The 25,934-nt window shown below is 40.8% G+C and carries 22 protein-coding genes; 5 read left to right on the forward strand and 17 right to left on the reverse strand.

Annotation, left to right across the window (positions count from 1 at the left end):
• Window positions 1-40 precede the first annotated feature (40 nt).
• A complete protein-coding gene (glnS, locus tag ACSFVZ_RS04705; RefSeq protein ID WP_135924739.1) occupies window positions 41-1,708 on the reverse strand; it encodes a glutamine--tRNA ligase in 1,668 nt (555 codons plus the stop codon).
• A gap of 228 nt (window positions 1,709-1,936) precedes the next feature.
• Between glnS and ACSFVZ_RS04710 the strand changes: the two genes are divergently transcribed.
• Window positions 1,937-3,007, forward strand: a complete 1,071-nt coding sequence (locus ACSFVZ_RS04710) for a DUF3083 family protein (RefSeq protein WP_199526439.1) — start codon at window positions 1,937-1,939, stop codon at window positions 3,005-3,007.
• A 74-nt stretch (window positions 3,008-3,081) separates the two neighbouring features.
• Here the strand turns inward: ACSFVZ_RS04710 and argA are convergent, their stop codons facing one another.
• The 9 genes from argA to sdhC all read right to left on the reverse strand — a co-directional run bounded on the left by argA (window position 3,082) and on the right by sdhC (window position 14,468).
• Complete coding sequence (gene argA / locus ACSFVZ_RS04715; protein WP_135924744.1) at window positions 3,082-4,422, reverse strand: amino-acid N-acetyltransferase; 1,341 nt, start codon at window positions 4,420-4,422, stop codon at window positions 3,082-3,084.
• Between the two features lie 195 nt (window positions 4,423-4,617).
• Entirely contained in the window at window positions 4,618-5,490 is an 873-nt protein-coding gene (gene sucD, locus ACSFVZ_RS04720; RefSeq protein WP_036968616.1) for a succinate--CoA ligase subunit alpha, read from the reverse strand.
• A complete protein-coding gene (sucC, locus tag ACSFVZ_RS04725; protein ID WP_135924747.1) occupies window positions 5,490-6,656 on the reverse strand; it encodes an ADP-forming succinate--CoA ligase subunit beta in 1,167 nt (388 codons plus the stop codon). Before sucC ends, sucD begins: the two co-directional genes overlap by 1 nt.
• Before the next feature lie 177 nt (window positions 6,657-6,833).
• Window positions 6,834-8,345 (reverse strand): 2-oxoglutarate dehydrogenase complex dihydrolipoyllysine-residue succinyltransferase, encoded by a 1,512-nt coding sequence (gene odhB / locus ACSFVZ_RS04730; protein ID WP_135924749.1) that lies wholly within the window; start codon window positions 8,343-8,345, stop codon window positions 6,834-6,836.
• Window positions 8,346-8,348: 3 nt separating this feature from the next.
• On the reverse strand, window positions 8,349-11,168 hold the full coding sequence (locus ACSFVZ_RS04735; protein WP_199526438.1) for a 2-oxoglutarate dehydrogenase E1 component: 2,820 nt from the start codon (window positions 11,166-11,168) through the stop codon (window positions 8,349-8,351).
• Between the two features lie 84 nt (window positions 11,169-11,252).
• Window positions 11,253-11,969, reverse strand: coding sequence for a succinate dehydrogenase iron-sulfur subunit (locus ACSFVZ_RS04740; RefSeq protein WP_199526437.1), 717 nt, complete (start codon window positions 11,967-11,969; stop codon window positions 11,253-11,255).
• Between the two features lie 10 nt (window positions 11,970-11,979).
• A complete protein-coding gene (gene sdhA, locus ACSFVZ_RS04745; RefSeq protein WP_135924757.1) occupies window positions 11,980-13,752 on the reverse strand; it encodes a succinate dehydrogenase flavoprotein subunit in 1,773 nt (590 codons plus the stop codon).
• A complete protein-coding gene (gene sdhD / locus ACSFVZ_RS04750) occupies window positions 13,753-14,100 on the reverse strand; it encodes a succinate dehydrogenase, hydrophobic membrane anchor protein (protein ID WP_135924759.1) in 348 nt (115 codons plus the stop codon). It lies immediately after the preceding gene.
• Window positions 14,091-14,468 (reverse strand): succinate dehydrogenase, cytochrome b556 subunit, encoded by a 378-nt coding sequence (sdhC, locus tag ACSFVZ_RS04755; protein WP_075593614.1) that lies wholly within the window; start codon window positions 14,466-14,468, stop codon window positions 14,091-14,093. Before sdhC ends, sdhD begins: the two co-directional genes overlap by 10 nt.
• Window positions 14,469-14,876: 408 nt before the next feature.
• On the opposite strand from sdhC, the gene ACSFVZ_RS04760 reads away from it, so the two are divergent.
• The 3 genes from ACSFVZ_RS04760 to ACSFVZ_RS04770 all read left to right on the forward strand — a co-directional run bounded on the left by ACSFVZ_RS04760 (window position 14,877) and on the right by ACSFVZ_RS04770 (window position 17,916).
• On the forward strand, window positions 14,877-16,163 hold the full coding sequence (locus ACSFVZ_RS04760) for a citrate synthase (protein ID WP_135924762.1): 1,287 nt from the start codon (window positions 14,877-14,879) through the stop codon (window positions 16,161-16,163).
• Between the two features lie 111 nt (window positions 16,164-16,274).
• A complete protein-coding gene (locus tag ACSFVZ_RS04765; RefSeq protein WP_435558234.1) occupies window positions 16,275-17,489 on the forward strand; it encodes an aminotransferase class V-fold PLP-dependent enzyme in 1,215 nt (404 codons plus the stop codon).
• 13 nt (window positions 17,490-17,502) lie between these two features.
• Window positions 17,503-17,916 carry a SufE family protein gene (locus tag ACSFVZ_RS04770; RefSeq protein WP_435558235.1) on the forward strand — a complete coding sequence of 138 codons (414 nt, stop codon included), beginning with the start codon at window positions 17,503-17,505 and terminating at the stop codon, window positions 17,914-17,916.
• Window positions 17,917-17,919: 3 nt separating this feature from the next.
• Here ACSFVZ_RS04770 and tcdA read toward each other — a convergent pair whose 3' ends face one another.
• The 7 genes from tcdA to ACSFVZ_RS04805 are packed head-to-tail and all read right to left on the reverse strand — an operon-like array spanning window position 17,920 to window position 24,985.
• On the reverse strand, window positions 17,920-18,714 hold the full coding sequence (tcdA, locus tag ACSFVZ_RS04775; RefSeq protein ID WP_054561573.1) for a tRNA cyclic N6-threonylcarbamoyladenosine(37) synthase TcdA: 795 nt from the start codon (window positions 18,712-18,714) through the stop codon (window positions 17,920-17,922).
• The gene (locus ACSFVZ_RS04780) at window positions 18,715-19,389 is read right to left on the reverse strand and encodes a TIGR01621 family pseudouridine synthase (RefSeq protein WP_138557567.1); all 675 of its coding nucleotides are present in this window, start codon (window positions 19,387-19,389) and stop codon (window positions 18,715-18,717) included. It abuts the gene before it with no gap.
• A gap of 3 nt (window positions 19,390-19,392) precedes the next feature.
• A complete protein-coding gene (kdsB, locus tag ACSFVZ_RS04785; protein WP_435558236.1) occupies window positions 19,393-20,148 on the reverse strand; it encodes a 3-deoxy-manno-octulosonate cytidylyltransferase in 756 nt (251 codons plus the stop codon).
• The gene (locus ACSFVZ_RS04790) at window positions 20,136-20,333 is read right to left on the reverse strand and encodes a Trm112 family protein (protein WP_036968654.1); all 198 of its coding nucleotides are present in this window, start codon (window positions 20,331-20,333) and stop codon (window positions 20,136-20,138) included. Before ACSFVZ_RS04790 ends, kdsB begins: the two co-directional genes overlap by 13 nt.
• Window positions 20,323-21,300, reverse strand: a complete 978-nt coding sequence (gene lpxK, locus ACSFVZ_RS04795; RefSeq protein ID WP_435558237.1) for a tetraacyldisaccharide 4'-kinase — start codon at window positions 21,298-21,300, stop codon at window positions 20,323-20,325. Before lpxK ends, ACSFVZ_RS04790 begins: the two co-directional genes overlap by 11 nt.
• Entirely contained in the window at window positions 21,300-23,042 is a 1,743-nt protein-coding gene (gene msbA / locus ACSFVZ_RS04800; RefSeq protein ID WP_435558239.1) for a lipid A export permease/ATP-binding protein MsbA, read from the reverse strand. Before msbA ends, lpxK begins: the two co-directional genes overlap by 1 nt.
• Before the next feature lie 59 nt (window positions 23,043-23,101).
• Window positions 23,102-24,985, reverse strand: a complete 1,884-nt coding sequence (locus ACSFVZ_RS04805) for a DNA internalization-related competence protein ComEC/Rec2 (protein ID WP_435558240.1) — start codon at window positions 24,983-24,985, stop codon at window positions 23,102-23,104.
• A gap of 360 nt (window positions 24,986-25,345) precedes the next feature.
• Here ACSFVZ_RS04805 and ACSFVZ_RS04810 point away from each other — a divergent pair, with 360 nt between their 5' ends.
• Window positions 25,346-25,855: a DUF2062 domain-containing protein gene (locus ACSFVZ_RS04810; RefSeq protein ID WP_135924782.1), complete on the forward strand. Its 510-nt coding sequence runs from the start codon at window positions 25,346-25,348 to the stop codon at window positions 25,853-25,855.
• Window positions 25,856-25,934: the final 79 nt, after the last annotated feature.

Consider the following 25,934-nt stretch of genomic DNA (forward strand, 5'->3'; position numbering starts at 1 on the left):
TTTTTATTAAGCTTAGAAACTTAAACAATTAGTTAAAAGTTTAGCCCTTTTGTTCAATCTTTGCCCATGAATCACGAAGACCCACAGTTTGATTAAATACTAGTGAGTCGGCTTTGTTATCACGACAGAAATAGCCCATGCGTTCAAACTGGAAGCCCTGCTCTGCTTGTGCATTAGCAAGAGACGGTTCAAGTTTCGCGTTAGCAAGCACCACGAGTGATTCTGGATTTAGCGTTGCATTGAAGTCTTCAGCAGCAGCTGGGTTTGGTACGTTAAATAAACGGTCGTATAAACGTACTTCAGCGGTGATTGACTCACTGGCTGATACCCAATGGATTACACCTTTAACTTTACGGCCATCGCTTGGGTTTTTACCTAGCGTTTCTGGATCGTAAGAACAGAAAATAGTGGTGATTTCACCGTTCTCGTCTTTTTCAACACGCTCAGCTTTAATTACATAAGCACCACGTAAACGTACTTCTTTATCAAGTACTAAACGTTTGAACTTGTTATTTGCTTCTTCACGGAAATCTTCACGCTCGATATAAATCTCACGTGTGAAAGGCACATCACGACGGCCCATCTCTTCTTTATTCGGGTGATTGGCAACTGATAAAGTCTCTACTTTATCTGCATCATAGTTTTCGATAACAATCTTCACCGGATCAAGAACAGCCATTGCACGTGGTGCATGTTCATTTAGGTCTTCACGGATACATGCTTCTAGCATACCCATTTCAACCATGTTTTCTTGTTTAGTGATACCGATACGAGAGCAGAACTCACGCACTGACGCAGGTGTGTAACCACGACGACGTAAACCAGCAATCGTTGGCATACGTGGGTCGTCCCAGCCTTCAACATGACCATTAACCACTAAGTCGTTTAATTTACGCTTAGACATAATGGTGTATTCAAGGTTTAATCGTGAAAACTCGATTTGCTGTGGGTGACACTCAAGGCTGATGTTATCTAATACCCAATCGTATAAACGACGGTTATCTTGGAACTCAAGCGTACACAATGAATGCGTGATACCTTCTAGCGCATCTGAAATACAGTGCGTGAAGTCGTACATTGGGTAAATACACCACTTATCACCTGTTTGGTGGTGGTGAGCAAAACGTACACGGTATAAAATCGGATCACGCAATACCATGAATGAACTTGCCATATCGATTTTAGCACGCAGTACACACTCGCCTTCTTTGAATTCGCCATTACGCATTTTTTCAAATAGCGCTAGGTTTTCTTCAACTGGCGTATCACGGTACGGGCTATTTTTACCTGGCTCTTTTAAAGTACCACGGTATTCACGTGCTTGATCTGGCGATAAGAAACACACATACGCAAGGCCTTTTTCGATAAGCTCAACAGCATAGCCGTATAACGCATCGAAATAGTTAGATGAATACTTAATTTCACCATCCCACTGAAAACCTAACCACTGCACATCTTCTTTAATTGAATTTACGTAATTGATGTCTTCTTTTTCTGGATTCGTATCATCAAAACGTAAGTTACAAAGACCTTGATAATCTTGGGCAATACCAAAATTTAAACAGATAGACTTTGCATGACCAATGTGTAAAAAACCGTTTGGTTCAGGTGGAAAACGCGTGTGTGTAGTCGCATGCTTACCGCTTGCGAGATCTTCGTCGATACGCGTTCTAATAAAGTTACTTGGGCGATTCTCAATTTCCGCCATAGGAGCATAATCCTCAAAATATTGCATGGTGACAAAACTAATGCATTATTACAAAAACAAACCCTAACATACAGTAGTTGAGCCATGTTTATTGAAGATAATAAGCCGATTATTGAATACATTGTTTACAGACGCTGCAAAATCGGTAAAAAAATTGTTCTAACGCAATAAAATGATCATTGACTAGCGATATAGTGCCGTCAGTTTCACTACCAATAAGGAAAAAAGATGGCTTCGCTCAATCAACATAGAGTCTATATTCCAAGCTCTGCGCGTGCTAACCAGTATGTGCTAGTTGAGTTTAAACCTACTGATGAGTTTTTTGCTCAGTTTAGTAATGTAAGCTGTGCTTATAAGCGTCTTGCAAGGGAGTTATTTGCACTATGTGATGAATATGAACTGCACAATGTACATCTGATCGCTAACGATAAGTTACCTGTCGTTCGTTACCATGATGAGGCATATAGTTTAGAAACCGCTAAGCAGATTTTATTTTTCTATAACCCACAATACCACGAAGCACATAATGTGTTTGCCGCTGATGAAGTAAAATGCAAAAAAATTCGTTTATTATTTTTGGCTACAGGTGAAGATATTCGTGCTAATGCAGCAAGTTTTCATCATAACGTACAGCGCGTTATAAACTCATTACAAGAAAAACTATTAAGCGGTCAACCTCCACTTAAAATTCGCGATCACCAGCATCTTACTTATGATTTATTTGCTAAAGCAAAAGGTCACAAAGAAAGCTATGGCTATAAATTGCGTAGCTTATATCCACGCTATCAATCTCGCCAATGTCATTTACCAACACAGCACAGTGAAATGACTTATGCTGGGTTTTCTATACCAGTAACCCGCGCGATTAAAACGCAATTTCAACATATGTTGAATGAAGAGAATTACACGCAATTTTATCAATATATTTTTGATGCATTTAAACGAGCTTGCGAAAAACGAGCGCTAACCCTTGGTGCTTTTATCGCTAATGGTACCCGCCCTATTGTTCGTAATAGCAATATTGATAACGCACAAAGTAACAGTGAACTGCAAAAGCTAACCTTTGATTGCAGCTCAGAGCAAGTGCAATTACAACATTATTGGGATGCAAATCAACTTGTTGATTCTCTACATTTTGTGATTGCCGCAGCCGATAAAGACAAGCATGACATTGGTTATGGTAAGTTTATGAATCAAGTGCAAAGCGCAATTAATGAAGTAACTGACGAGCTGGCCTTTAATCCAACGCGCCAAGATTTACGTGTGCGCTTTTATCAGCACATTAACTATGAGTATTAATTAAATACAATATATAGAATTAGAGGTGACGCACATGCGTCACCTTTTTTATAGCAACCCACTCAGTTGTCCTATCAACGGTTTTTACTTAGTTTAGTAAGGTCCAGTCGCAGTACTTTAGAACGGCGCTCATAGTTATACAGTGCCTTTTTCTTCGCCGGTAACTCATCAACGGTCACCAATTCAAAGCTTTGTTCTAAAAACCAATGAATACTGCGTGTGGTTAAAGCGAATAAATGCGAGTAACCAGCACGTTTAGCTTTATTAATAATAAAACGCAGTAGGTAACTCCCTCTATCTGCATCTCGGTATTGTGGATGAACAGCCAGACTTGCAAACTCCCCCACTTGTTCTTCAGCAAATGGGTATAAAGCGGCACAGGCGATAATTAAACCATCACGCTCAATGACAGTAAATTGCTCTATTTCTATCTCAAGCTGCTCTCTAGAACGCCTAACTAAATAGCCCTGCTCTTCAAGCGGTCTGATCAGATTAATAATCCCGGTAATATCAGATATTGTTGCACTACGTAACTGTTCGGAGCTTTGCGGCGCGATTTGCGTACCAATGCCATCTAATGAGAAAAGCTCTTGTAATAATGCGCCATCTTCTTTGTAACTAACAAGATGACAACGATGTACGCCGCCACGACATGCATCAATGGCCGCTTGTAAGAATACCGTTGCACTTAAACATGAATCAGGTTGATTACGGTAGTTTGCTAAGACAGATTCTGCCTCATTTGGCATAAGCTCGGCAATTGCTTCACCGTTTTCATCCAAGATACCGGCCTCTTTACAAAAACCAAGCATTTTGTCGGCACGTAGTTTTAATGCAACCTGAGTTGCAATTTCTTCAGCGGTTAAATTAAAACTTTCACCTGTCACTGAGGCGGCAATCGGACCAAGGAGTACGATACTGTTATTGTTTAATTGATGACGAATCCCTTCAACATCAATACGTCTTACACGGCCTGAGTGATGATAATCAATGCCTTCGTCAACTCCTAAAGGCTGAGCGATAACAAAATTACCGCTGACCACATTCAAGTATGAGCCAGTCATAGGAGTACTACTTAGCGAGGTCGATAAACGTGCAGTAATATCGAACTGCATTGCACCCGCAACTTTCTTTATTACATCAAAAGTCGCGTTATCAGTAACACGTATTTCATTATGAAACTGACTAGTTATGCCAAATTCTTGCAGTGCCGCATTGAACTGTGGCCTTGCACCAAACACTAAAACAATTTTGATACCTAAGCTCGTTAATAATGCAACATCATTAATGATGCTACGACAACCTGGCTGATCAATTGCTTCTCCGCCGAGCATTACAACGAAAGTTTTACCTCGGTGAGCATTAACATAAGGAGTTGACTGGCGAAATCCATCTACCAATTCTGTGGTACGCACGTGATATTTACCTTTTTTAATAACAGCGTTTTATATAAAAACAAATAAACAAGGTATCAGTGTATGGAATTTTTATTCACAAATAAAGCATTATTATTCTTAATCTACAGCTAGAATTTTCGTGCACAAACTAGGAAACTCTCAGATACAAAAAAGGCCCGCATAAGCGAGCCTTTTTTAAGAGATTAAAACTGATTACCAGCCTGTTTTCTCTTTAAGTGCAGCACCGATGTCAGCTAGTGAACGTACAGTTTTTACGCCAGCAGCTTCTAATGCAGCAAATTTCTCATCAGCAGTACCTTTACCACCTGCGATGATTGCACCTGCGTGACCCATGCGCTTACCTGGAGGAGCCGTAACACCTGCAATGTAAGAAACAACTGGTTTAGTCACGTTGTGCTTGATGTATTCTGCAGCTTCTTCTTCTGCAGTACCACCGATTTCACCGATCATTACGATTGCTTCAGTTTGCTCGTCTTTTTCGAACATTTCTAAAACGTCGATGAAGTTAGTGCCAGGGATTGGGTCACCACCGATACCAACACATGTTGATTGGCCGAAACCAGCGTCAGTAGTTTGTTTAACCGCTTCGTAAGTTAAAGTACCAGAACGTGATACGATACCTACTTTACCAGGCTTGTGGATGTGACCAGGCATGATACCGATCTTCGTTTCACCCGGAGTGATAACACCTGGGCAGTTAGGACCGATCATACGAACACCAGTTTGCTCAAGCTTAACTTTAACGTCAACCATGTCTAGTGTTGGGATACCTTCAGTGATACAAACGATAAGCTCGATGCCAGCATCGATAGCTTCTAAGATTGCATCTTTACAGAAAGGTGCTGGTACATAGATAACTGATGCAGTTGCACCAGTTGCTTCAACAGCGTCACGTACTGTGTTGAATACTGGAAGACCAAGGTGCGTTTGACCGCCTTTACCTGGGCTTACACCACCAACCATTTGTGTACCGTACTCAAGCGCTTGCTCAGAGTGGAAAGTACCTTGGCCACCTGTGAAACCTTGACAGATAACTTTTGTATCTTTATTGATTAATACAGACATTATTTGCCCTCCGCAGCAGCAACAACTTTTTCAGCTGCGTCTGTTAGTGATTCAGCAGCGATGATGTTAAGGTCAGAATTAGCAAGTACTTCACGACCTAGTTCAGCGTTAGTACCTTCTAAACGTACTACTACAGGAACGTTTACGCCTACTTCTTTAACTGCGCCAATGATACCTTCAGCGATCATGTCACAACGTACGATACCACCAAAGATGTTAACTAAAACAGCTTTAACGTTGTCGTCAGATAAGATGATCTTGAATGCTTCAGATACACGCTCTTTAGTAGCACCACCACCAACATCTAGGAAGTTAGCTGGCTTACCACCGTGTAGGTTTACGATGTCCATAGTACCCATTGCAAGGCCTGCACCGTTAACCATACAACCAACGTTACCGTCTAGTGCAACGTAGTTAAGCTCGAAGCTTGCAGCGTGAGCTTCACGTGCATCTTCTTGTGAAGGATCGTGCATTTCACGGATTTTAGGTTGACGGTAAAGCGCGTTACCATCTACACCGATTTTACCGTCTAGACAGTGAAGGTTACCTTCGTCTGTAATTACTAGCGGGTTGATTTCTAATAGTGCGAAATCGAAATCGTTGAACATGTTAGCAAGACCCATGAAGATCTTAACGAACTGTTTCATTTGAGTAGGGTTTAAACCTAGTTTGAAGCCTAATTCACGAGCTTGGTATGCTTGTGGACCAACTAGTGGATCGATCTCAGCTTTGTGAATTAGTTCTGGAGTTTCTTCTGCAACTTGCTCGATTTCAACACCACCTTCAGTAGATGCCATGAAAACAACTTTACGAGAAGCACGATCTACTACAGCGCCAAGGTATAATTCGTTAGCGATGTCAGTGCAGCTTTCAACAAGGATTTTAGCTACTGGCTGACCATTTTCGTCTGTTTGGTAAGTAACTAAGTTTTTACCTAACCAGTTCGCAGCGAACTCTTTTACTTCGTCGATTGTTTTAACTAGCTTAACACCGCCAGCTTTACCACGGCCACCTGCGTGAACCTGTGTTTTAACAACCCACATATCACCGCCGATTTTCTCAGCAGCTGCTGCAGCTTCTTCAGGTGTATCGCAAGCGAAACCTTGAGAAACTGGTAAACCATATTCGGCAAAAAGTTGTTTTGCCTGATACTCATGCAAATTCATGATGCTTTATCCAATTTTTTATACTAAAAGAGCTGAATATTTATGCAAAATAAACAGCTATCCCAAATTGCGCACTTAGTATAAATCCCAAGGCTCCACATGAAAACCCCAGTTAGACCAAAGGCGCAAAAAAAAAGCTGTGAACAGGGTTCACAGCTTAGTTTTTATACAACCAGATTAAACATCTAGTAGTAAACGAGTTGGATCTTCAAGTAACTCTTTAATTGTTACTAGGAAGCCTACTGATTCTTTACCATCGATTTGGCGGTGATCGTAAGATAACGCTAAATACATCATTGGTAAGATTTCAACTTTACCGTTAACAGCCATTGGGCGATCTTGGATTTTATGCATACCCAAGATTGAAGACTGTGGCAAGTTGATGATAGGTGTAGAAAGTAATGAACCGAATACACCACCGTTAGTAATTGTGAAGTTACCACCAGTCATATCTTCGATAGATAGTTTACCGTCACGACCTTTAAGTGCTAATTCACGGATACCTTTTTCGATTTCTGCCACTGATAGCTTGTCACAGTCTTTAAGAACTGGTGTAACAAGACCACGTGGAGTTGAAACCGCAATGCTGATGTCGAAGTAGTTATGATAAACGATATCATCACCATCGATAGATGCATTCACCTCAGGGAAACGCTTAAGTGCTTCAGTAACTGCTTTCACGTAGAAAGACATGAAACCTAAACGGATACCATGACGCTTTTCGAACACTTCTTGATACTGCTTACGAAGATCCATGATTGGCTTCATGTTAACTTCGTTGAATGTAGTTAACATTGCAGTTGAGTTTTTCGCTTCAAGAAGACGATTAGCGATAGTTTTACGTAAACGTGTCATAGGAACACGTTTTTGTGTACGGTCACCCATAGGTGCTGCTGGCGCTGCTTCAGCTTTTGGTGCTGCTGCAGGTGCTTTTAAGAATGTATCAACATCTTCTTTAGTCACACGACCGTTTTTGCCTGTGCCTTTGATTTTAGATGCATCAAGACCTTTCTCAGCGATTAAACGACGAACTGATGGTGTTAACACATCAGAGCTATCATTTGATTCGCTTGCAGTAGCCTCTTCAGCTTTTGCTGCAGGTGCTTTAGCTGGTGCTGCGCCCGCTTTAACTGTACCAATTACTTGCTCACCAAGTACTGTTTCGCCTTCAGCGTGAATGTGCTCACCCATGATACCGTCTTCTTGAGCAACCACTTCAAGAACAACTTTATCAGTTTCGATATCAACTAGGTTTTGATCGCGAGTTACCGCTTCACCTGGTTGAACATGCCAAGTAGCAATTGTCGCGTCTGCGACAGATTCTGGAAGTACAGGTACTTTAATGTCCACTTCTTTACCTTCTGATGCTGGTGCTGATTGCGCCTCTGGCGCGTCTTCTGATTTTGCTGGTGCAGATTCTTTGGCAGAGTCGTCACTTGCTGGTGCAGCATCTGCATCACCAAGTAATGCAATTACTTGCTCGCCAAGTACCGTTGCACCTTCTTCTTGTGAAATTTCAGTGATTACACCATCGTTTGGTGCAACAACTTCTAAAACAACTTTATCTGTTTCGATATCAACCAAGTTTTGGTCGCGGCTTACTTTGTCGCCAACACTTACGTGCCATGTTGCAACAGTAGCATCAGCAACCGACTCAGGAAGTACAGGAACTTTAATTTCTGTGCTCATTGCTTATCCTTTCTTTTCAATAGTAAGCGCGTCTGCAACGAGCGCTTGTTGTTCTTTATTATGCACTGACATGTAACCACACGCTGGTGATGCTGATGCTTTACGACCTGCGTAAGTTAATTTAGCACCTTCAGGAATTGCATCAACAAAATGATGTTGAGAACAATACCATGCACCTTGGTTTTGCGGCTCTTCTTGACACCAAACAAAATCTTTAACGTGTTGGTAACGTTGCATGATTGTATCCATCTCAGCGTGTGGGAATGGATATAATTGTTCTACACGAACAATAGCAATGTTATTTAATTCTTGTTTACGACGCTCTTGTAGTAACTCGTAATAAACTTTACCACTACAGAATACAACGCGTTCTACCTTATCTGCTGCAATATCATCGATTTCATCGATCATATTGTGGAACACACCTTCAGATAATTCTTCAAGTGTTGAAGTTGCCAGCGGATGACGAAGTAGTGACTTAGGTGTCATAACAATCAATGGACGACGTAAAGGACGTACAGATTGACGACGAAGCATTGCATAAACTTGCGCTGGTGTTGAAGGCACACACACTTGCATATTGTGATCAGCACACAATTGTAAGAAACGCTCAAGACGTGCTGAGCTATGCTCTGGGCCTTGACCTTCATAACCATGTGGAAGTAAACATGTAAGACCACATAAACGGCCCCACTTTTGTTCACCTGAACTTAAGAATTGGTCAAATACAACTTGTGCACCGTTAGCGAAGTCACCAAATTGTGCTTCCCACATTACAAGTGAAGTTGGTTCAGCTGTTGCGTAACCATATTCAAATGCAAGTACCGCTTCTTCAGAAAGTACTGAGTCGTATACTTCAAATGAACCTTGTTTTTCGCTGATGTTTTGCAGCGGCAAGTAGGTTGATGCATCTTTTTGGTTATGGATAACAGCATGACGGTGGAAGAAAGTACCACGGCCTGAGTCTTGACCTGTTAAACGGATATCTGTGCCCGCATCAACAAGTGAAGCATAAGCTAGCGTTTCTGCCATACCCCAATCAAGTGGTTTTTCACCTGATGCCATTAGCTTACGGTCGTCGTAAATTTTCTTAACACGCGACTGAGCTTTGTGGTTCTCTGGGTAGCTTGATACTTTTTCACCAAGTTCTTTTAGTTTTTCAACAGAAAGTTTTGCATCGTACTCAACATCCCAATCGTGACCAACGAATTTAGCCCAATCTGAAGAGTGAGATGTTTCTGGTTGAATTTCTTCAACAACACAGTTACCGCCATCAAGACCGTTACGGTACTCATCAGCAAGTGCTTTGACTTCATCTTCTGTAAATGAACCTTCAGACACAAGTTGGTCAGCATAAATTAGGCGTGGAACTGGGTGTTTTTTGATTTTCTGGTACATAAGTGGTTGAGTCGCATTCGGCTCATCCGCTTCGTTATGACCATGACGGCGATAACATACTAAATCAATTACAACGTCACGTTTGAATTGGTTTCTGAAATCAAGTGCGATTTGAGTAACAAATGCAACCGCTTCTGGATCGTCAGAATTAACGTGGAAAATAGGTGCCTGAACCATTTTCGCAATGTCAGTACAGTATGGTGTAGAACGAACATCCGCTTGTTTTGACGTTGTAAAACCAACTTGGTTGTTTACCACGATACGGATACTACCACCACAACTAAATGCATTAGTTTGCGATAAGTTAAATGTTTCTTGAACAACACCTTGACCTGCGATTGCAGAGTCACCGTGAATAGTAATTGGTAATGCTTTAATACCTGACTTATCACCTAAACGGTCTAAACGAGCGCGTACCGAACCCATAACTACTGGGTTAACGATTTCAAGGTGAGATGGGTTAAACGCAAGTGCCATATGCACGTTGCCACCCTTTGTAGCGAAGTCAGATGAATAACCCATGTGATATTTAACATCACCTGAGCTTAAAGTATCTTTGTGTTTACCAGCGAACTCATCGAATAATTCTGATGGGTTTTTACCTAAAACGTTCACTAGTACGTTCAAGCGACCGCGGTGAGCCATACCAATAACAGCTTCTTTTTGTCCGCTTTCACCTGCACGATGAATTAGTTCTTTAAGCATTGGTACCAACGCATCACCACCTTCAAGTGAGAAACGTTTTGCACCAGGGAACTTAGCCCCTAAATATTTTTCAAGGCCATCTGCAGCTGTTAATCCTTTAAGGATACGTAGCTTTTCTTCTTTAGAGAACGTTGGACGAGATTGCACTGATTCTAAACGCTGTTGTAACCAACGTTTTTCTTCAGTTGAAGTGATGTGCATATACTCTGCACCAACTGAACCACAATACGTGGTCTTAAGTGCTTGGTATAGCTCACCTAAAGGCATGGTGTCGCGACCTACGGCAAACGAACCCACATTGAATTCACGGTCAAAATCAGCTTCAGATAAATCGTGGTATTCAAGTTCAAGATCTCGAACTCGTTCGCGTTCCCAGATACCTAATGGATCTAGGTTAGCATTTTGGTGACCACGGAAACGGAAAGCATTAATAAGTTGTAGCACTTTGACCTGTTTAGGATCGCCAGAGCCACCCTCTGCTACCACTACTTCTCTATGCTTGTTTTTAGCAAGCTCCGCAAATTGTGAACGAACCTCTGAATGTTTTACGTCAACATCCACACCATCTACTTTTGGTAATTGTTCGAACACTTCTCGCCATTCTTCTGGCACAGAAGTCGCATCATCTAAGTACGCTTCATAAAGCTCTTCTACGTAAGCAACGTTTCCGCCGTTTAAGTGAGAAGATTCTAGCCATGCCTTCATCACACCTTCGTGCATTTATAAGCCCTTTTCTTTAGCGCAGAAATTAATTGTTGTAAAAACAAGGTGGTTAATCACTTAACCACCTTACATATTCAAGCTTTAAACAGCGCGGTTTAAAAGCATTGATTTGATTTGTCCAATTGCTTTAGTCGGATTAAGACCTTTAGGACACACGCTAACACAGTTCATAATACTGTGACAACGGAACACGCTGAACGCATCGTCAAGATCTGCAAGACGCTCTTCAGTCGCTGTATCGCGGCTATCAGCCAAGAAACGATACGCATGAAGAAGACCCGCAGGACCGATGAACTTGTCTGGATTCCACCAGAACGAAGGACACGATGTAGAACAACATGCACATAAAATACACTCATATAAGCCATCTAACTTATCACGTTCTTCGATAGATTGAAGACGCTCACCCGCCGCTGGCGTGTCATTAATTAGATAAGGCTTAACTTTTTCGTATTGAGTGTAGAACTGACTCATGTCAATAACAAGGTCACGTACCACAGGTAAACCAGGTAATGGACGAATTACGATTTTACCTTTGCCACCTTTAAGTAGCGTTGATAAAGGAGTAATACATGCTAAACCGTTTTTACCATTCATGTTGATACCGTCAGAACCACACACACCTTCACGGCATGAACGACGGAATGATAAGGTTGGATCTTGCTCTTTTAGTTTCATTAGAGCATCCAATACCATCATATCTTGGCCTTCTTGCGTTTCTAGCGTAAAGTCCTGCATACGTGGTGCATTATCAACATCTGGATTGTAACGATAAACGGAAAATTGTACTTGTGCCATCGTCTCGCTCCTAGTATGTACGTGCTTTAGGTGGGAAAGCTTCACGCAGTTTCGGCGCGTAGTTTACTTCACGTTTTGTCATTTCATCTGTAACTGGGTTAAAGATAGAGTGACATAACCAGTTATCGTCATCACGATCTGGGAAGTCAAAACGAGAATGTGCACCACGGCTTTCTGTACGGAAGTTTGCAGCTACTGCAGTTGAGTAAGCTGTTTCCATTAAGTTGTCTAACTCTAGACATTCGATACGCGCAGTGTTGAACTCTGTTGACTTGTCGTCAAGACGAGCATACTGCAGACGTTCACGAATTTCTTTAAGCTCTTTAAGACCTGTAGCCATTGCATCACCTTCACGGAATACCGAGAAGTTAAGCTGCATACACATTTGTAGGTCTTTCTTAATTTGAACTGGGTCTTCACCTTGGCCAGCTTTAGAGCTTTCCCAACGGTTGAAGCGCGCAAGTGATGCTTCAAGGTCTGATTCAGACGCATCTTTACCTGCTTCAACACCATTTAGGTATTTACCTAAGAAGTTACCAGCTGCACGGCCGAACACAACTAAGTCAAGAAGTGAGTTACCACCTAGGCGGTTAGCACCGTGTACAGATACACAGGCAATTTCACCCACAGCGAATAAACCTTCAACTACTTTCTCTTGACCATTTGCATCGATTTGTAATGCTTGACCATTTACGTTAGTTGGTACACCACCCATCATGTAGTGACATGTTGGAATTACTGGAATTGGTTCTTTAGCTGGGTCAACGTGTGCGAATGTTTTCGCAAGGTCACATACACCAGGAAGACGTAAATTAAGCGTCTCTTCACCTAAGTGGTCAAGTTTAAGCTTGATATGTGGACCGTAAGGACCATCGCAACCACGACCTTCACGGATCTCTGTCATCATTGAACGAGCAACAACGTCACGAGATGCTAAGTCTTTAGCATTTGGCGCGTAACGTTCCATGAAGCGTTCGCCGTCTTTGTTTAGAAGGTAACCACCTTCACCACGACAACCTTCAGTTACTAGTACACCAGCGCCTGCGATACCTGTTGGGTGGAATTGCCACATTTCCATATCTTGCAATGCAACACCAGCACGGGTTGCCATACCAACGCCGTCACCTGTATTGATGTGTGCGTTAGTTGTTGATGCGTAGATACGACCTGCACCACCTGTTGCTAAAACAACGGCTTTTGATTTGAAGTAAACAACTTGGCCTGATTCAATGTCGATTGCTGTACAACCAACAACATGACCATCGCTGTTTTTAACTAAATCTAGTGCATACCACTCTGAAAATACGTTTGTTTTGTTTTTAACGTTTTGCTGGTAAAGACAGTGTAACAGTGCGTGACCAGTACGGTCAGCAGCTGCTGCAGTACGTGCTGCTTGTTCACCACCAAAGTTTTTCGACTGACCGCCGAAAGGACGTTGATAAACACGGCCATTTTCAAAACGAGAAAATGGTAAGCCCATGTTTTCTAATTCAGTAATAGCTTCTGGGCCTGTTTTACACATATATTCGATAGCGTCTTGGTCACCGATAAAATCAGAACCTTTAACAGTATCGTACATGTGCCATTCCCAGTTATCTTCATGCGAGTTACCTAACGCAACAGTAATGCCGCCTTGTGCTGACACAGTGTGAGAACGTGTAGGGAAAACTTTAGAGATAAGTGCACAGGTTTTGCCTGATTCAGTAATAGCAAGTGCTGCGCGCATACCCGCGCCGCCTGCACCAATTACTACTGCGTCAAATTCACGAACAGAATAATTCACTTAAACACCCCATAAAACGATTAGACCAATTGCTACGTAAGCAACGGCCATAAGGTTTAATACAAAGCCTAAAACAGCACGTAATTTCGCATTTTTGACATAGTCAGTTAGAACTTGCCAAAGACCGATACGGGTGTGAACCATAATGCAAACAAGGGCAATTAGTGTAAACCCTTTCATTGCTAGATTAGAGAATAGGCCTTGCCAGGCTTCAAAAGTGACTTCTGGTGTACATAAAAAATAGCCGATAATAAAAATCGCATAAGCGCTGATTATTAATGCTGTTGTACGAAGTGATACAAAATCTTGTACACCATCACGTTTAAGAGTTGCTTGATTTAAAACCATATCCACACTCCTGCTAGAATTGCAGCTACAACACCTAAAGCCATCGCAACTTTAGCGCTGAAGTTACCTGATTCAAGTTCTTCCCAGTGACCCATATCCATAATGATGTGACGAACACCACCGATTAGGTGATATGCCAACACAGAAATGGTACCCCACGCTATGAATTTGGCAATGAATCCGCTGAACAGACCCTTGACGAATTCAAAACCTTCTGGAGAAGAAAGAGACTCAGACCAAGCCCAAATGACAAACGTTAAAGCAAAAAATAGTGCCACACCGGTGACGCGGTGAAGAATTGATGCTTTAGCCGTTGCCGGCATAGATATAGTTGTTAGATCTAGATTTACAGGTCTTTGCTTTTTCACAGTTACTTGCCCATCTTGCCCACTTAGGAGCTCATCTACTTGTTTTTCTAAACCCATCAAAATGAATTTCGATGGAACTATCTAAGTAAACCGTGTTGATACACAAAAAGTTCACACTTATGCAAAACTTAAATGTAAAAATAAAGTTTACCTACAGACAATACGGTATAAAACCTTGGATAGTATATATAGCCAAAGGTCTTTTTACAATTCTTGTTTAGTAAGAGTCGTTTGCGAATTAGCCAATGGTATAATATTTAATCCTGGCAGAATATTTATTATCCATTTATGCATAATGTTTATAAAAATTGACTTTACACCCCTCTTTCACGTTAAAATGAAAAGAATGTGCTTAAACAGATTCAGAACATAACAATCAGAGTTGTTATCTTAATAGGAGATAAATAGATGGCGGATAATAAAGCCACGGTCCATATTGATGGTCTTGATCCAATCGAACTTCCAATTTACCAAGGCACTGCTGGCCAAGACGTAATCGACGTACGTACGTTAGGTTCTCATGGCTACTTCACTTACGACCCAGGTTTCATGTCGACCGGTTCTTGTGAATCTTCAATCACTTATATCGACGGCGGTAAAGGTGTATTACTACACCGTGGTTACCCAATTGAGCAACTAGCTGATGAGTCTAACTACATCGAAGTTTGCTACTTACTGTTAAACGGCGAATTACCAACTAAAGAACAATACGATGAGTTTGCAAAAGAAATCACGCATAGCACTATGCTTGATACTAAAATCGCAAACTTCTTCCAAGGTTTCCGTTTTGATGCTCACCCTATGGCGATGCTATGTGGTGTTGTAGGTGCTTTATCTTCTTTCTATCACGAAGATTTAGACATCACTGATGCGACACAACGTAAAACTAGTGCAATCAAACTAATTGCTAAGTTACCAACAATCGCTGCTATGGCTTACAAATACAACGTAGGTCAACCGTTTGTACACCCGCGTAACGACTTAAGCTTTGCTGAAAACTTCTTACATATGATGTTCTCAGTACCTGCTGAAGAATATAAAGTTAGCCCTGTTCTTGCTAAAGCAATGGATAAAATCTTCATGCTTCACGCAGACCACGAGCAAAACGCTTCAACGTCAACTGTACGTTTAGCTGGTTCATCAGGTGCAAACCCTTACGCGTGTATCGCGGCTGGTATCGCATCTTTATGGGGTCCTGCGCACGGTGGTGCTAACGAAGCATGTCTTAACATGTTAGAAGAAATCGGTTCAGTAGACCGTATCGACGAATACGTTGCTAAAGCAAAAGATAAGTCAGATCCATTCCGTCTTATGGGCTTCGGTCACCGTGTATACAAAAACTTCGATCCACGTGCGACAGTAATGCGTCAAACATGTCACGAAGTACTAGCTGAGTTAAATATTCAAGATCCACTTCTTGATATCGCAATGAAGCTTGAGCAAATTGCACTAGAAGACCCATACTTCGTTGAGAAGAAACTTTACCCTAACGTAGACTTCTACTCAGGTATCATCTTAAAAGCTATCGGTATTCCAACAAGCATGTTCACTGTAATCTTTGCAATGTCACGTACTGTTGGTTGGATCTCTCACTGGGATGAGATGCTTTCTCAACCTGGTCACAAGATCAGCCGTCCTCGTCAGTTATACACTGGTGAAACTTCACGCGATTACGTACCAACAGACAAGCGTTAATACGAATTTGCGTTTAAAAAAGGCCGCTATGCGGCCTTTTTTGTTGCCCTGCACTTGTCTATTTGTGCAAAGTAATTAAAATCGTCGCATTCTCGTAGCTTAAGGCCTTCCATGTTCGATATTGCAAAAATACGCGCTGACTTTCCATTACTGAATGAAACGGTTAATGAGCAGCCTCTGGTGTATTTAGACTCAGCAGCGACCTCACAAAAGCCACAAGCAGTTATTGATGCCCTTGCCCGTTTTTATAGTCATGAGAATGCCAATGTGCACCGTGGCCGTCATACACTCAGTGAAAACGCGACCCGCCAATATGAACACACCAGAACGCTACTTGCAGATTATTTTTCTGTTAAAGCCAATGAGTTAGTGTGGACCAAAGGAGCGACTGAATCGATTAATTTAATCGCAAATGGTCTGGCTTCACGGCTTAAACCAGGCGATAAAATTGCTATCTCTGCGATTGAACATCACGCCAACATAGTGCCATGGCAACAACTAGCAAAGCGTACTGGTGCAGAACTGATTATTTTACCTATTGAAGATGACTTGGTCATTGATAGCGTAAGGTGCAGTGAGTTTATAAAACTGTATCAGCCTAAGATAGTTGCTGTTACTCATGCATCAAATACATTAGGTAATATCACTGATTTAGCACCTATCATTACAGCATGTAAAGCCATTAATGCTATTTCTGTGATTGATGGTGCGCAGGCTGCGATGCATTTACGCCCTAATCTACAAGAAATTTCTTGTGACTTTTACGTATTTTCTGCCCACAAAATGCTCGGGCCTACAGGTCTGGGTGGTCTTTATGGACGTTTCGAGCTGTTAAATTCGCTCGATGTTTATCAAACCGGTGGCGAAATGATCGAAACAGTGAGCCTCACGCAAAGCACTTTTCGGGATGCACCGGGTAAATTTGAAGCAGGAACACCTAATATTGCGGGTGTAATCGCCTTTAGTGAGGCAATAAAGTATTTAACATCGTTAGATTTTCAGCAAATGCGTCAACATGAGCATACAGTTTTTGACTATGCGATAAAACAATTATCAGCTATTGATGGTATTAATATCTATTCAAACCAAATACATAACATTGGTAACATTAGTTTTAATTATCGCGATGAACATCCCTTCGATTTAGCCACTCTGCTTGATGGGTTTGGTGTGGCCGTGCGCAGTGGCCACCATTGCACACAACCTATAATGAGCCATTTGCACATTCCTGGTACAGTAAGAGCAAGCTTTGCGTTATATAACAATAAAGATGATGTAGATACGTTTATTGATGCTCTTAAAAACAGTATTGAGTTATTAGATTAAATTTGGATAAGTTATGAATTCAACGTTTGAAGCCGTTAGTAAAAACATTGAAACAGCTGCAGGTTGGCAGCAAAAATACCGCCAGATAATGCTATTAGGTAAGCAATTACCAGTTATGCCAGAAGTGCTTAAAGTAGATGATGCCCTAGTTAAAGGCTGCGAAAGTAAAGTGTGGCTATATATCGACTTTGATCATACAGAAAATAGCCTTGTTTTAGCTGGTGATTCAGATACCCGTATCGTTAAAGGACTATTGGCTTTAATTTTAGCCTTATACAATGGTCTAACACCGGAACAAGCAGCACAAATAAATGCCTATGATGAATTTGAACGACTCGGTCTAATTAGCCATTTAAGCCCTTCTCGCGGCAATGGCATCAAAGCCATGGTTGATAAAATTCAAACCATGGCTGAGCAAAACTGCTAAATGTTATAAAGAACGCTGTTTTTTATCTAAATATTTTCTGATTGCTTTGGCTGCGACAAAAAAGCCAAAGCTTCCTGTTACCATTGTGGCTGAGCCAAAACCATTGTTACAATCCATATTCATTGAACCATCTGCGCCTTGTTTTGCTTGGCAAACTTCGCCTTCAGAGGTTGGATATACAAGCTGTTCAGTTGAATAAACACAATCTACGTTAAATTTACGCTTTGGATTGCTACTAAAGTTGTACTGTTTTCGCAAAATATACCGTACTTTTGCAAGCAAAGGATCATGGGTTGTCTTAGCTACATCACCAAAGCTAATTTGGCTCGGATCAGTTTGTCCGCCTGCGCCACCGGTTGTAATAACGGGTAATTTTATACGCTTACAATGTGCAATTAACGCTGCCTTTTCTTTCACTGCATCAATACAATCAATCACATAATCAAAGCCTTGAATATGCTCACGAATGTTATCTAGCGTTATAAAGTCATCAATAACATTAATTTTGATGTCTGGGTTTATCAGCTCACAACGTGTTTTCATCGCTTCAACTTTTGCTTCACCTACGGTGCCAGTCAAAGCATGGATTTGACGATTAACATTAGTTGCACAAATATCATCAAGATCTATTAAGGTTAGTTGTCCTACCCCCGTGCGAGCTAGCGCTTCAGCGGCCCAACTACCTACACCACCAATACCAATGACACAAAAATGTGCTTGTTGTAACCAATCAAATTGCTGATGACCATATAAACGTTTAATGCCACCAAAACGGATGTCTTGTGTTGTTTCTTTCATTTACCAATCCAACGTCCAAGGAGCTGTCCACTCTTTGAATTCGTCTGAGTTAAAAACTTCATTGAGATGAGCACCCAAAGTGTAATCGCATCGATACTCTTTAAGCTGCCCTTTATAGCTAAATTGTAGTGCATAAGCATGCAAATTTGTGCGCTCGTCTTTACTTCCTGCATACGTGCTATCACCAAGAATTGGCGCACCCAAGCTTTTCATCGCGACTCTTAGTTGATGTGTTTTACCCGAAAAAGGTTTTAATAGGTAGGCACGTAGCCCTGGACGAATACTTTTTGAATAAAAGCGGGTAACAGCCGGGTTGGTTTGGCTTTTTAGCAATTTAAAAGCGCCCCGACGACTTTTTTCCATATCCCCTTTTATCCAACCTTGTTTCTTCTTTGGTTTTGCATCACTGAGTGCAAGATAAAATTTATGCACTTGATGGGCGCTGAATAGCGCAGTGAATTCGGCTGCTGCTTCTTTGTGACGGGCTAAAATAATTAAACCTGAGGTGACTTTATCAAGGCGATGTACAGGATATAGTTTTTCGTTTACAAGTTGCTCTGCAAGTACAACAAAACCAGCACATTCTTCACTATGAAAGCTTACACCTGCTGGTTTATAAAATACAAAAAAGTCATCTTCACTTGCATGAAGATGAACTGTATTTACATCGTGCATTGGTTATTTACTCAGCACTGCAATGACGCGGGCTAAGTCCTTTGGCGTGTCTACACCTGCTTGTGGAGCACATAATGCCTTAGCTATTTTGATTTTATAACCATGATAAAGCACACGAAGCTGCTCTAGAGATTCAAGGACTTCTAACGGAGATTCTGGCAGCTCAATATATTGAGTAATAAACCCTGCTCGGTAAGCATAAATACCAATATGGCGGGCATAATCATCAAGATTGATTTTATCAGTTTGATTACTCATCATCGCATCACGATGATAAGGAATGGTTGCACGCGAAAAATACACTGCATTGTTGTGCGCATCGCTAACCACTTTTACACAATTAGGGTTAAATATATCGTCGATATCATCAATACTTGTGCTCAATGTTGCCATAGGCGCATCAGAATCAGCGAGCAGTTTAGCCACTTGCGAGACATTTTCACTAGCTAATAAAGGCTCATCACCTTGCACGTTAACGACAATGGTATCACTTTCAAGTTGGAGTTGTTCAACCACTTCAGCTAAACGTTCTGTCCCTGATTGATGATCTTCACGCGTCATTAGAACATTACTTGTAAACTCACTAACAGCGTCAAATACTGCTTGATGATCGGTGGCAACATAAACGTGTGATGCGCCTGAAGCAACTGCTTTTTCATAAACATGTTGGATCATTGGCTTACCACATATATCAGCAAGTGGTTTAGCTGGTAAACGTGTCGATGCGTAACGTGCAGGAATTACAACTACGAATTCCACTTATCAACCTCTTCTTGGCTTAGTTCACGTGCTTCATTTTCTAAAAGCACTGGGATATCGTCTTTGATTGGATAAGCAAGTTTCGCTGCTGTACTAATCAGCTCTTGATTTTCTTTATCAAGACGTAATTTACCTTTACACACTGGACAGGCGATAATTTCAAGTAATTTTGTATCAAAGGCCATTGAGGATCCCTTTTTGTTTTAATAATAAATTTAGTTTTTCGATAACCGTTGTTGTCGGCTTTGCATCCACAGGCAAATAATACCAATTTGGCTTGGCAAAGCTAAAGCATTTAACTGCATCTTTTTCTGTCATAAAAACAGCGTCATCACCAAACATAGTAAAGTCACTTGCTTGGTAGGCATAGTGATCACGAAAATGATGAGTCGATAGCAAGTTAATGCCTTGCTGCTCTAGACTTATCTCAAAGCGTTTGGGGTTACCAATAGCACTGACTGCATGGCCTTTATCTTGAACTGAATTGGCGAGTGTTGAATCACTCACGGTTCGAAATGGGCTCGATGCTAAATCATAGCGGCTTTGTGCATTGCCGCCATTTTCAATGACTAAATCAACCGATTTTAAGCGCGCTTTGGTTTCACGAAGTGGACCTGCTGGCATTAATAAACCGTTACCAAACTGGCGTTCACTATCAACAATACAGCATTCTATATCTCGGGCCATTTTGTAATGTTGCATACCATCATCAGAAATGATGACATCAATATCGTGCTGTTCTAATTTTTTAATACTGGCTTGACGGTCAGGTCCAACCATAACAACACAACCTAAACGACGTCTAATAAGTACAGGTTCGTCACCCGCTTGTGTTGTAGTCGTCTCATCAGTAACTAACAATGGATACGAGTCAGACTGACCACCATAACCACGACTGATCACCGCCACTTTTAAACCTTGTTGTTCTAAGAACTCAGCAAGCCAAATTACAAATGGCGTTTTGCCGTTGCCACCCACACTTATGTTACCAACCACTATAACAGGTACATGCGCTTTAAAAGCCTTCAGAATATTAAGCTTGTATAGCAATACACGGAGCGTTGAGATTAGCCAAAAAAGCACACTCAAAGGTAAGAGTAAAACACTGAGGAAACCTGGTCTTTTATACCAGCTTTTTTCAATAACACTCACTACTGCTCACCAAATTGCATTTTACAAAGAGCGGAATAGGTGCCGTCTTTTTCAAGCAGCTCGCTATGCGTGCCCTTTTCGATAACCTGACCATGATCAATAACATAAATACAATCACTGTTTTCTATTGTTGATAAACGGTGTGCTATCACAATTGATGTTTTTTCTTTCATTAAGCTATCAAGTGCATGCTGGATCAGCTTTTCAGACTCAGTATCGAGAGCTGATGTCGCCTCATCGAGAATTAAAATAGGTGCATCTTTTAAAATGGCACGTGCAATCGCGATACGTTGACGCTGACCGCCAGATAACATCACGCCGTTTTCACCCACCATGGTATTTAAACCTTCTGGCAAGTCTTTAACAAATTCCCAAACATGGGCTTGTTTGGCAACCGCCATTAACTCTTCATGACTAAGTTCACGTTCAAGGCCATAGCATATGTTATTTGCAATAGTATCGTTAAATAACACCACTTGCTGTGAAACCAATGCAAATTGCTTACGAAGATCCGTTAGCTTGTAGTCAGCGATATTGACACCATCGAGTAAAATTTCACTTTCACCTTCTAGCTCATAGTAACGTGGCAATAAATTTGAAATGGTCGATTTACCAGAACCAGAGCGCCCCACTAATGCAATGCTTTCGCCGGCATTAATCGTTAGCGACAAGTTTTTCAAAACTGGTTCATCTTTAGTTGGGTATTTGAAAGTAACGTTGTTTATTTCAATGTGCCCTGTCACTTTATCAATACTATAGGTGCCAGTGTCTTTTTCTACATCTTCATCAAGTACCAAAAAGATACTTTGTGCTGCAGAAATACCACGTTGTAAGTCACTATTTACATTTGAAAGTTGCTTAAGTGGACGTAATAACATCATCATTGATGATATTAGTAATACGAAATCACCAGAGCTGATTGTGTCTATCATTGATGGCATTGACACGACCCATAAAATCACTGCCATTGCGCTCGCTGCTAAGATCTGAATAACCGAAACACTTAACGCCTTTGTTGCATCCATTTTAATGCGTTGCTGACGATTATGGTTATTAATCGCTGAAAACTGAGAAATCTCTTGCTGCTGACCACCAAATCCGTGGATTACTTTATGCCCAGAGAGCATCTGCTCTGAACTACGAGTAACTTGCCCCATCGCTGATTGAATTTTTTTAGAGATCATCCGAAAGCGTTTCGATACAAAGGCAACAATCACTGCCACCAGCGGAATAATAACCAAGAAAATCAGCGATAACTTCCAACTTGTATAAAACATATTGAAAAGTAAAAAAACAACAAACGCCCCTTCTCTCACCACAATTAACAGCGCTTTAGTAATTGCCTGTTGTACTTGCTCTGTATCGAAAGTGATTTTAGAAATTAAATCACCATTAGAATTTTTGTCATGAAAAGACACAGGTAAATGTAATATATGTTCGAATAATTGTTGGCGAAGAGTTCTAACAACTTGAGAGCCAACATAACTCAAGCAATAAGATGACATGTAATTAAACATGCCTCGACCAAGCACTAACGCGATAACAACGAATGGTGCATAAGTTAATACATCAGTATTACGAGCATTTAAGCCTTCATCAATAAAAGGTTTCATTAAATTGATAAACAGTGCATCCATGGCAGAATAGCCAACCATGCCAACAATGGCGAAAAACGCGATTAATTTATAATCACCCACATAACTGATTAATCGCTTATAAATTTGGGATGTAGTTTGATCCATAACACTCTCTTATTCATAGACTTCGACTATTGTAGCCTTATGGGGGTAAAAACAAAACGTCAATCTTGTTCGAACCAGTAACTTTCATGCTCGCGAGCTGATTCAACTAAAAAGGTATCGTTATAGAATTTGATTCTAATATGGCCACTGTCTGCTGTACTTAACTGCGCTATATCACGGTCTTGATAACGTTTTACAACCTCAGGGTGAGGAAACTGCCACTGCCCTTGGTATGCACTTGAGTGGATAACCAGTTTAGGCCGCACCTGCTCAATAAACGCCTGACTTGACGATGTATTACTACCGTGATGAGGGCTGACGAGTACTGTCGCTTGCAGGTCTGGGAGCCTGGTAATGAGTTGTTGCTCTGCTTCAGCAGAAATATCGCCGGTTAATAACACACTATACTCACCCGACTTCACCCTCAAAATGCAAGATTGATCATTGTTATTATCACCAGGCATACTAAAGCTAGTTAAACTAACATTGCCGATTTTTAAAAGCTTTGGCTCACAACGAGCATTCATACCATGCGGATGAAAATACTTTAACGTTGCTCCAAAGCCATTTTCATTCCAAGAGTGAAGACCTCCAATGTGGTCATTATCTTGATGACTTACTATTGTGGCAATCACCTCAAGCTTAAGCGCATTTATGTTTGCTAATAAAACTGACTGAATATAGTCATATCGACCAAAATAACGTGGCCCTAAATCATAGACCACCGCCTTATTTTCTTCGCTGAGCATCACCATTAAGCCATGACCAACGTCAAATACATCTAACTGAAAAGTGCTTTTCGGCGACAAAAGCCAATCAAAAGTTACAATCAATACAGGAATAATGGCAAATGCTCGATAAGGATAACAAAGAAACAATAACAGAGTGCTGTAAATCAAAACTAAGGTATTGAACTCAACAAATGCGAACTCAAGCCAACGCCATTGTTTTGGGACTAACATTATCGATTGATAAAGGTAATTTAAAACAAAATCTAAGCCATATAGAAGTAGCGATAAATCTAAAAGTAAGGATAAAAAACTGTACAAAACTAAGAATGGTAAAACAATGACACTAATTATTGGCACAGCGACTAAATTTACCAGCAAGCCAATCGTACTTACGCCATCAAAGTAAAACAGTGACAATGGCAACAGGCCTATAAATAATGCTAATTGTATTAAGCCAAGCTGTATAACACGTCTGTAGAAACCTAAGTTTTTGCCAAGAGAGCTTCGAATAACAAGAAAAATAATAGCAACAGCAATAAAACTAAAATACAAACCGGGGTTTAATAACGTAAATGGATCAATAATCAGCACTAGTGTAAGAGCATAAAGAATTGTTCGCCATCGCAATGGATTCTTATTTAAGATGTAGATAAATAGCAAACAGCCTAACATCAACAATGCGCGCACTGCAGACACGGCAAAACCACTTAGATATACATAGGTAGCTGCAAAACAAAAACCTATCAGCATAAACCAACTATTAATCTGACGGGTTTGAGACATAGGTATTCGCATTATACGGGTGATATATTTACTAAAGTAAAAGCCGATTGCATATACAAGCCCGATGTGTAGTCCTGAGATTGCCAAGAGATGGCTTATACCTAATTCACGTAGTTGTTGTTTATTTTGTTGCGATATTTTGCTTTTATCGCCAGTTAGCAAAGCATAGTAAAGCCATTGTAATTGACTGCCAGTAGTTATAGTCGATATGTAATTGCGATATACCTCAGTACTAGTAGGTTTACCAGTCTGATTTTCTATCTGTATTTTAGAAACTGTGCGCCCTTTATAAAATAGTCTTTGTCTAAACGCATGTCGTTCACGATCAAAACTATTATAATTTTTTACGCTTCTAAACGGCTTAAGCTTTATTTGCGCACTCACTTCATCACCAACCATCAGTTTTTGCGCTGTGCTAACACTAATCATTGCTAAAGGTGGTTTTAAATTAGAGAGACTGCACCCCTGTATGCTTTTCAGGCTTGCTTTAACGTAGAAAGGAGACTGGGCTGAGTGTATTGAAATCACTTGAAAATTAGCAATTACTGGTTTTTTAGGTCTTAAGTCGCATTCGCTTTGAGAATAAAAGACTAAGTAATGAAAAAATACTAAAAAAATACCGCAAATAAACCCTGACAATATTGGCAAAAAAGGCTTAAAATAGGCAGCTGCTAAAATAACAGCAAAACTTATTAGATAAAACACTGCAGTGTTTGCCGTATAAAGGGTAATAAAACAACCCAATATAAAACCACTGCATAACCAAACAGATGTAAATGGTTGCTTTAAATGGCTAAGAAAACGATCCAACGGTTTTTACCTGATCACAACAAGGTAAGAGATCATAAATACTTAAGAATTTTTGGCCGTTTATTACATGATGCCAATTTATGGCATTTAAATCGCCGTTCTGCTCGAGGAGCATTTGCTGTAGGTTTATTTTTTGCTTTCATCCCTGTTCCTTTTCAAATGGTTCTAGCAGCCGCCCTGGCCATTCCATTTCGTGTAAACTTGCCTATTTCTGTTGCTACGGTGTGGATCACAAATCCACTGACAATGCCTCCTATTTTTTACTGCTCATATATTGTTGGAACAATTGCCTTAGCGCAACCTACACAACACTTCCATTTTGAGCCTAGCTGGCAATGGTTTTTAGAAAGCTTAACAACCATTGGTCCGGCTTTCTTAGTTGGTTCACTTATTTGTGCAACAGCCGCGGCTATACTTGGCTATTTCGTAACAGATATGCTTTGGAAGCGCTCTGTAAGAAAAGCATGGTTACATCGACATCAAAAATAAAAAACTGACAATTCAAATATGAGTATAGACAAAAAACCCAGCTGTAAGCTGGGTTTTTTAATGTAGTTGAAAAGTTATT

The organism is Pseudoalteromonas nanhaiensis (assembly GCF_051235485.1).
Taxonomy (GTDB): domain Bacteria; phylum Pseudomonadota; class Gammaproteobacteria; order Enterobacterales; family Alteromonadaceae; genus Pseudoalteromonas; species Pseudoalteromonas lipolytica_C.

What these genes read in the sequence shown, in the direction of transcription:
- ACSFVZ_RS04810 (WP_135924782.1), top strand. Translation starts at nt 25,346, where the DNA reads ATGGCTAAGAAAACGATCCAACGGTTTTTACCTGATCACAACAAGGTA.
- ACSFVZ_RS04765 (WP_435558234.1), top strand. Translation starts at nt 16,275, where the DNA reads ATGTTCGATATTGCAAAAATACGCGCTGACTTTCCATTACTGAATGAA.
- ACSFVZ_RS04735 (WP_199526438.1), bottom strand. Translation starts at nt 11,168, where the DNA reads ATGCACGAAGGTGTGATGAAGGCATGGCTAGAATCTTCTCACTTAAAC.
- sucD (WP_036968616.1), bottom strand. Translation starts at nt 5,490, where the DNA reads ATGTCTGTATTAATCAATAAAGATACAAAAGTTATCTGTCAAGGTTTC.
- ACSFVZ_RS04760 (WP_135924762.1), top strand. Translation starts at nt 14,877, where the DNA reads ATGGCGGATAATAAAGCCACGGTCCATATTGATGGTCTTGATCCAATC.
- sdhD (WP_135924759.1), bottom strand. Translation starts at nt 14,100, where the DNA reads ATGGTTTTAAATCAAGCAACTCTTAAACGTGATGGTGTACAAGATTTT.
- odhB (WP_135924749.1), bottom strand. Translation starts at nt 8,345, where the DNA reads ATGAGCACAGAAATTAAAGTTCCTGTACTTCCTGAGTCGGTTGCTGAT.
- ACSFVZ_RS04770 (WP_435558235.1), top strand. Translation starts at nt 17,503, where the DNA reads ATGAATTCAACGTTTGAAGCCGTTAGTAAAAACATTGAAACAGCTGCA.
- ACSFVZ_RS04740 (WP_199526437.1), bottom strand. Translation starts at nt 11,969, where the DNA reads ATGGCACAAGTACAATTTTCCGTTTATCGTTACAATCCAGATGTTGAT.
- ACSFVZ_RS04710 (WP_199526439.1), top strand. Translation starts at nt 1,937, where the DNA reads ATGGCTTCGCTCAATCAACATAGAGTCTATATTCCAAGCTCTGCGCGT.
- sucC (WP_135924747.1), bottom strand. Translation starts at nt 6,656, where the DNA reads ATGAATTTGCATGAGTATCAGGCAAAACAACTTTTTGCCGAATATGGT.
- ACSFVZ_RS04780 (WP_138557567.1), bottom strand. Translation starts at nt 19,389, where the DNA reads ATGCACGATGTAAATACAGTTCATCTTCATGCAAGTGAAGATGACTTT.
- ACSFVZ_RS04805 (WP_435558240.1), bottom strand. Translation starts at nt 24,985, where the DNA reads ATGATTAGTGTTAGCACAGCGCAAAAACTGATGGTTGGTGATGAAGTG.
- glnS (WP_135924739.1), bottom strand. Translation starts at nt 1,708, where the DNA reads ATGGCGGAAATTGAGAATCGCCCAAGTAACTTTATTAGAACGCGTATC.
- ACSFVZ_RS04790 (WP_036968654.1), bottom strand. Translation starts at nt 20,333, where the DNA reads ATGGCCTTTGATACAAAATTACTTGAAATTATCGCCTGTCCAGTGTGT.
- msbA (WP_435558239.1), bottom strand. Translation starts at nt 23,042, where the DNA reads ATGGATCAAACTACATCCCAAATTTATAAGCGATTAATCAGTTATGTG.
- tcdA (WP_054561573.1), bottom strand. Translation starts at nt 18,714, where the DNA reads ATGAAAGAAACAACACAAGACATCCGTTTTGGTGGCATTAAACGTTTA.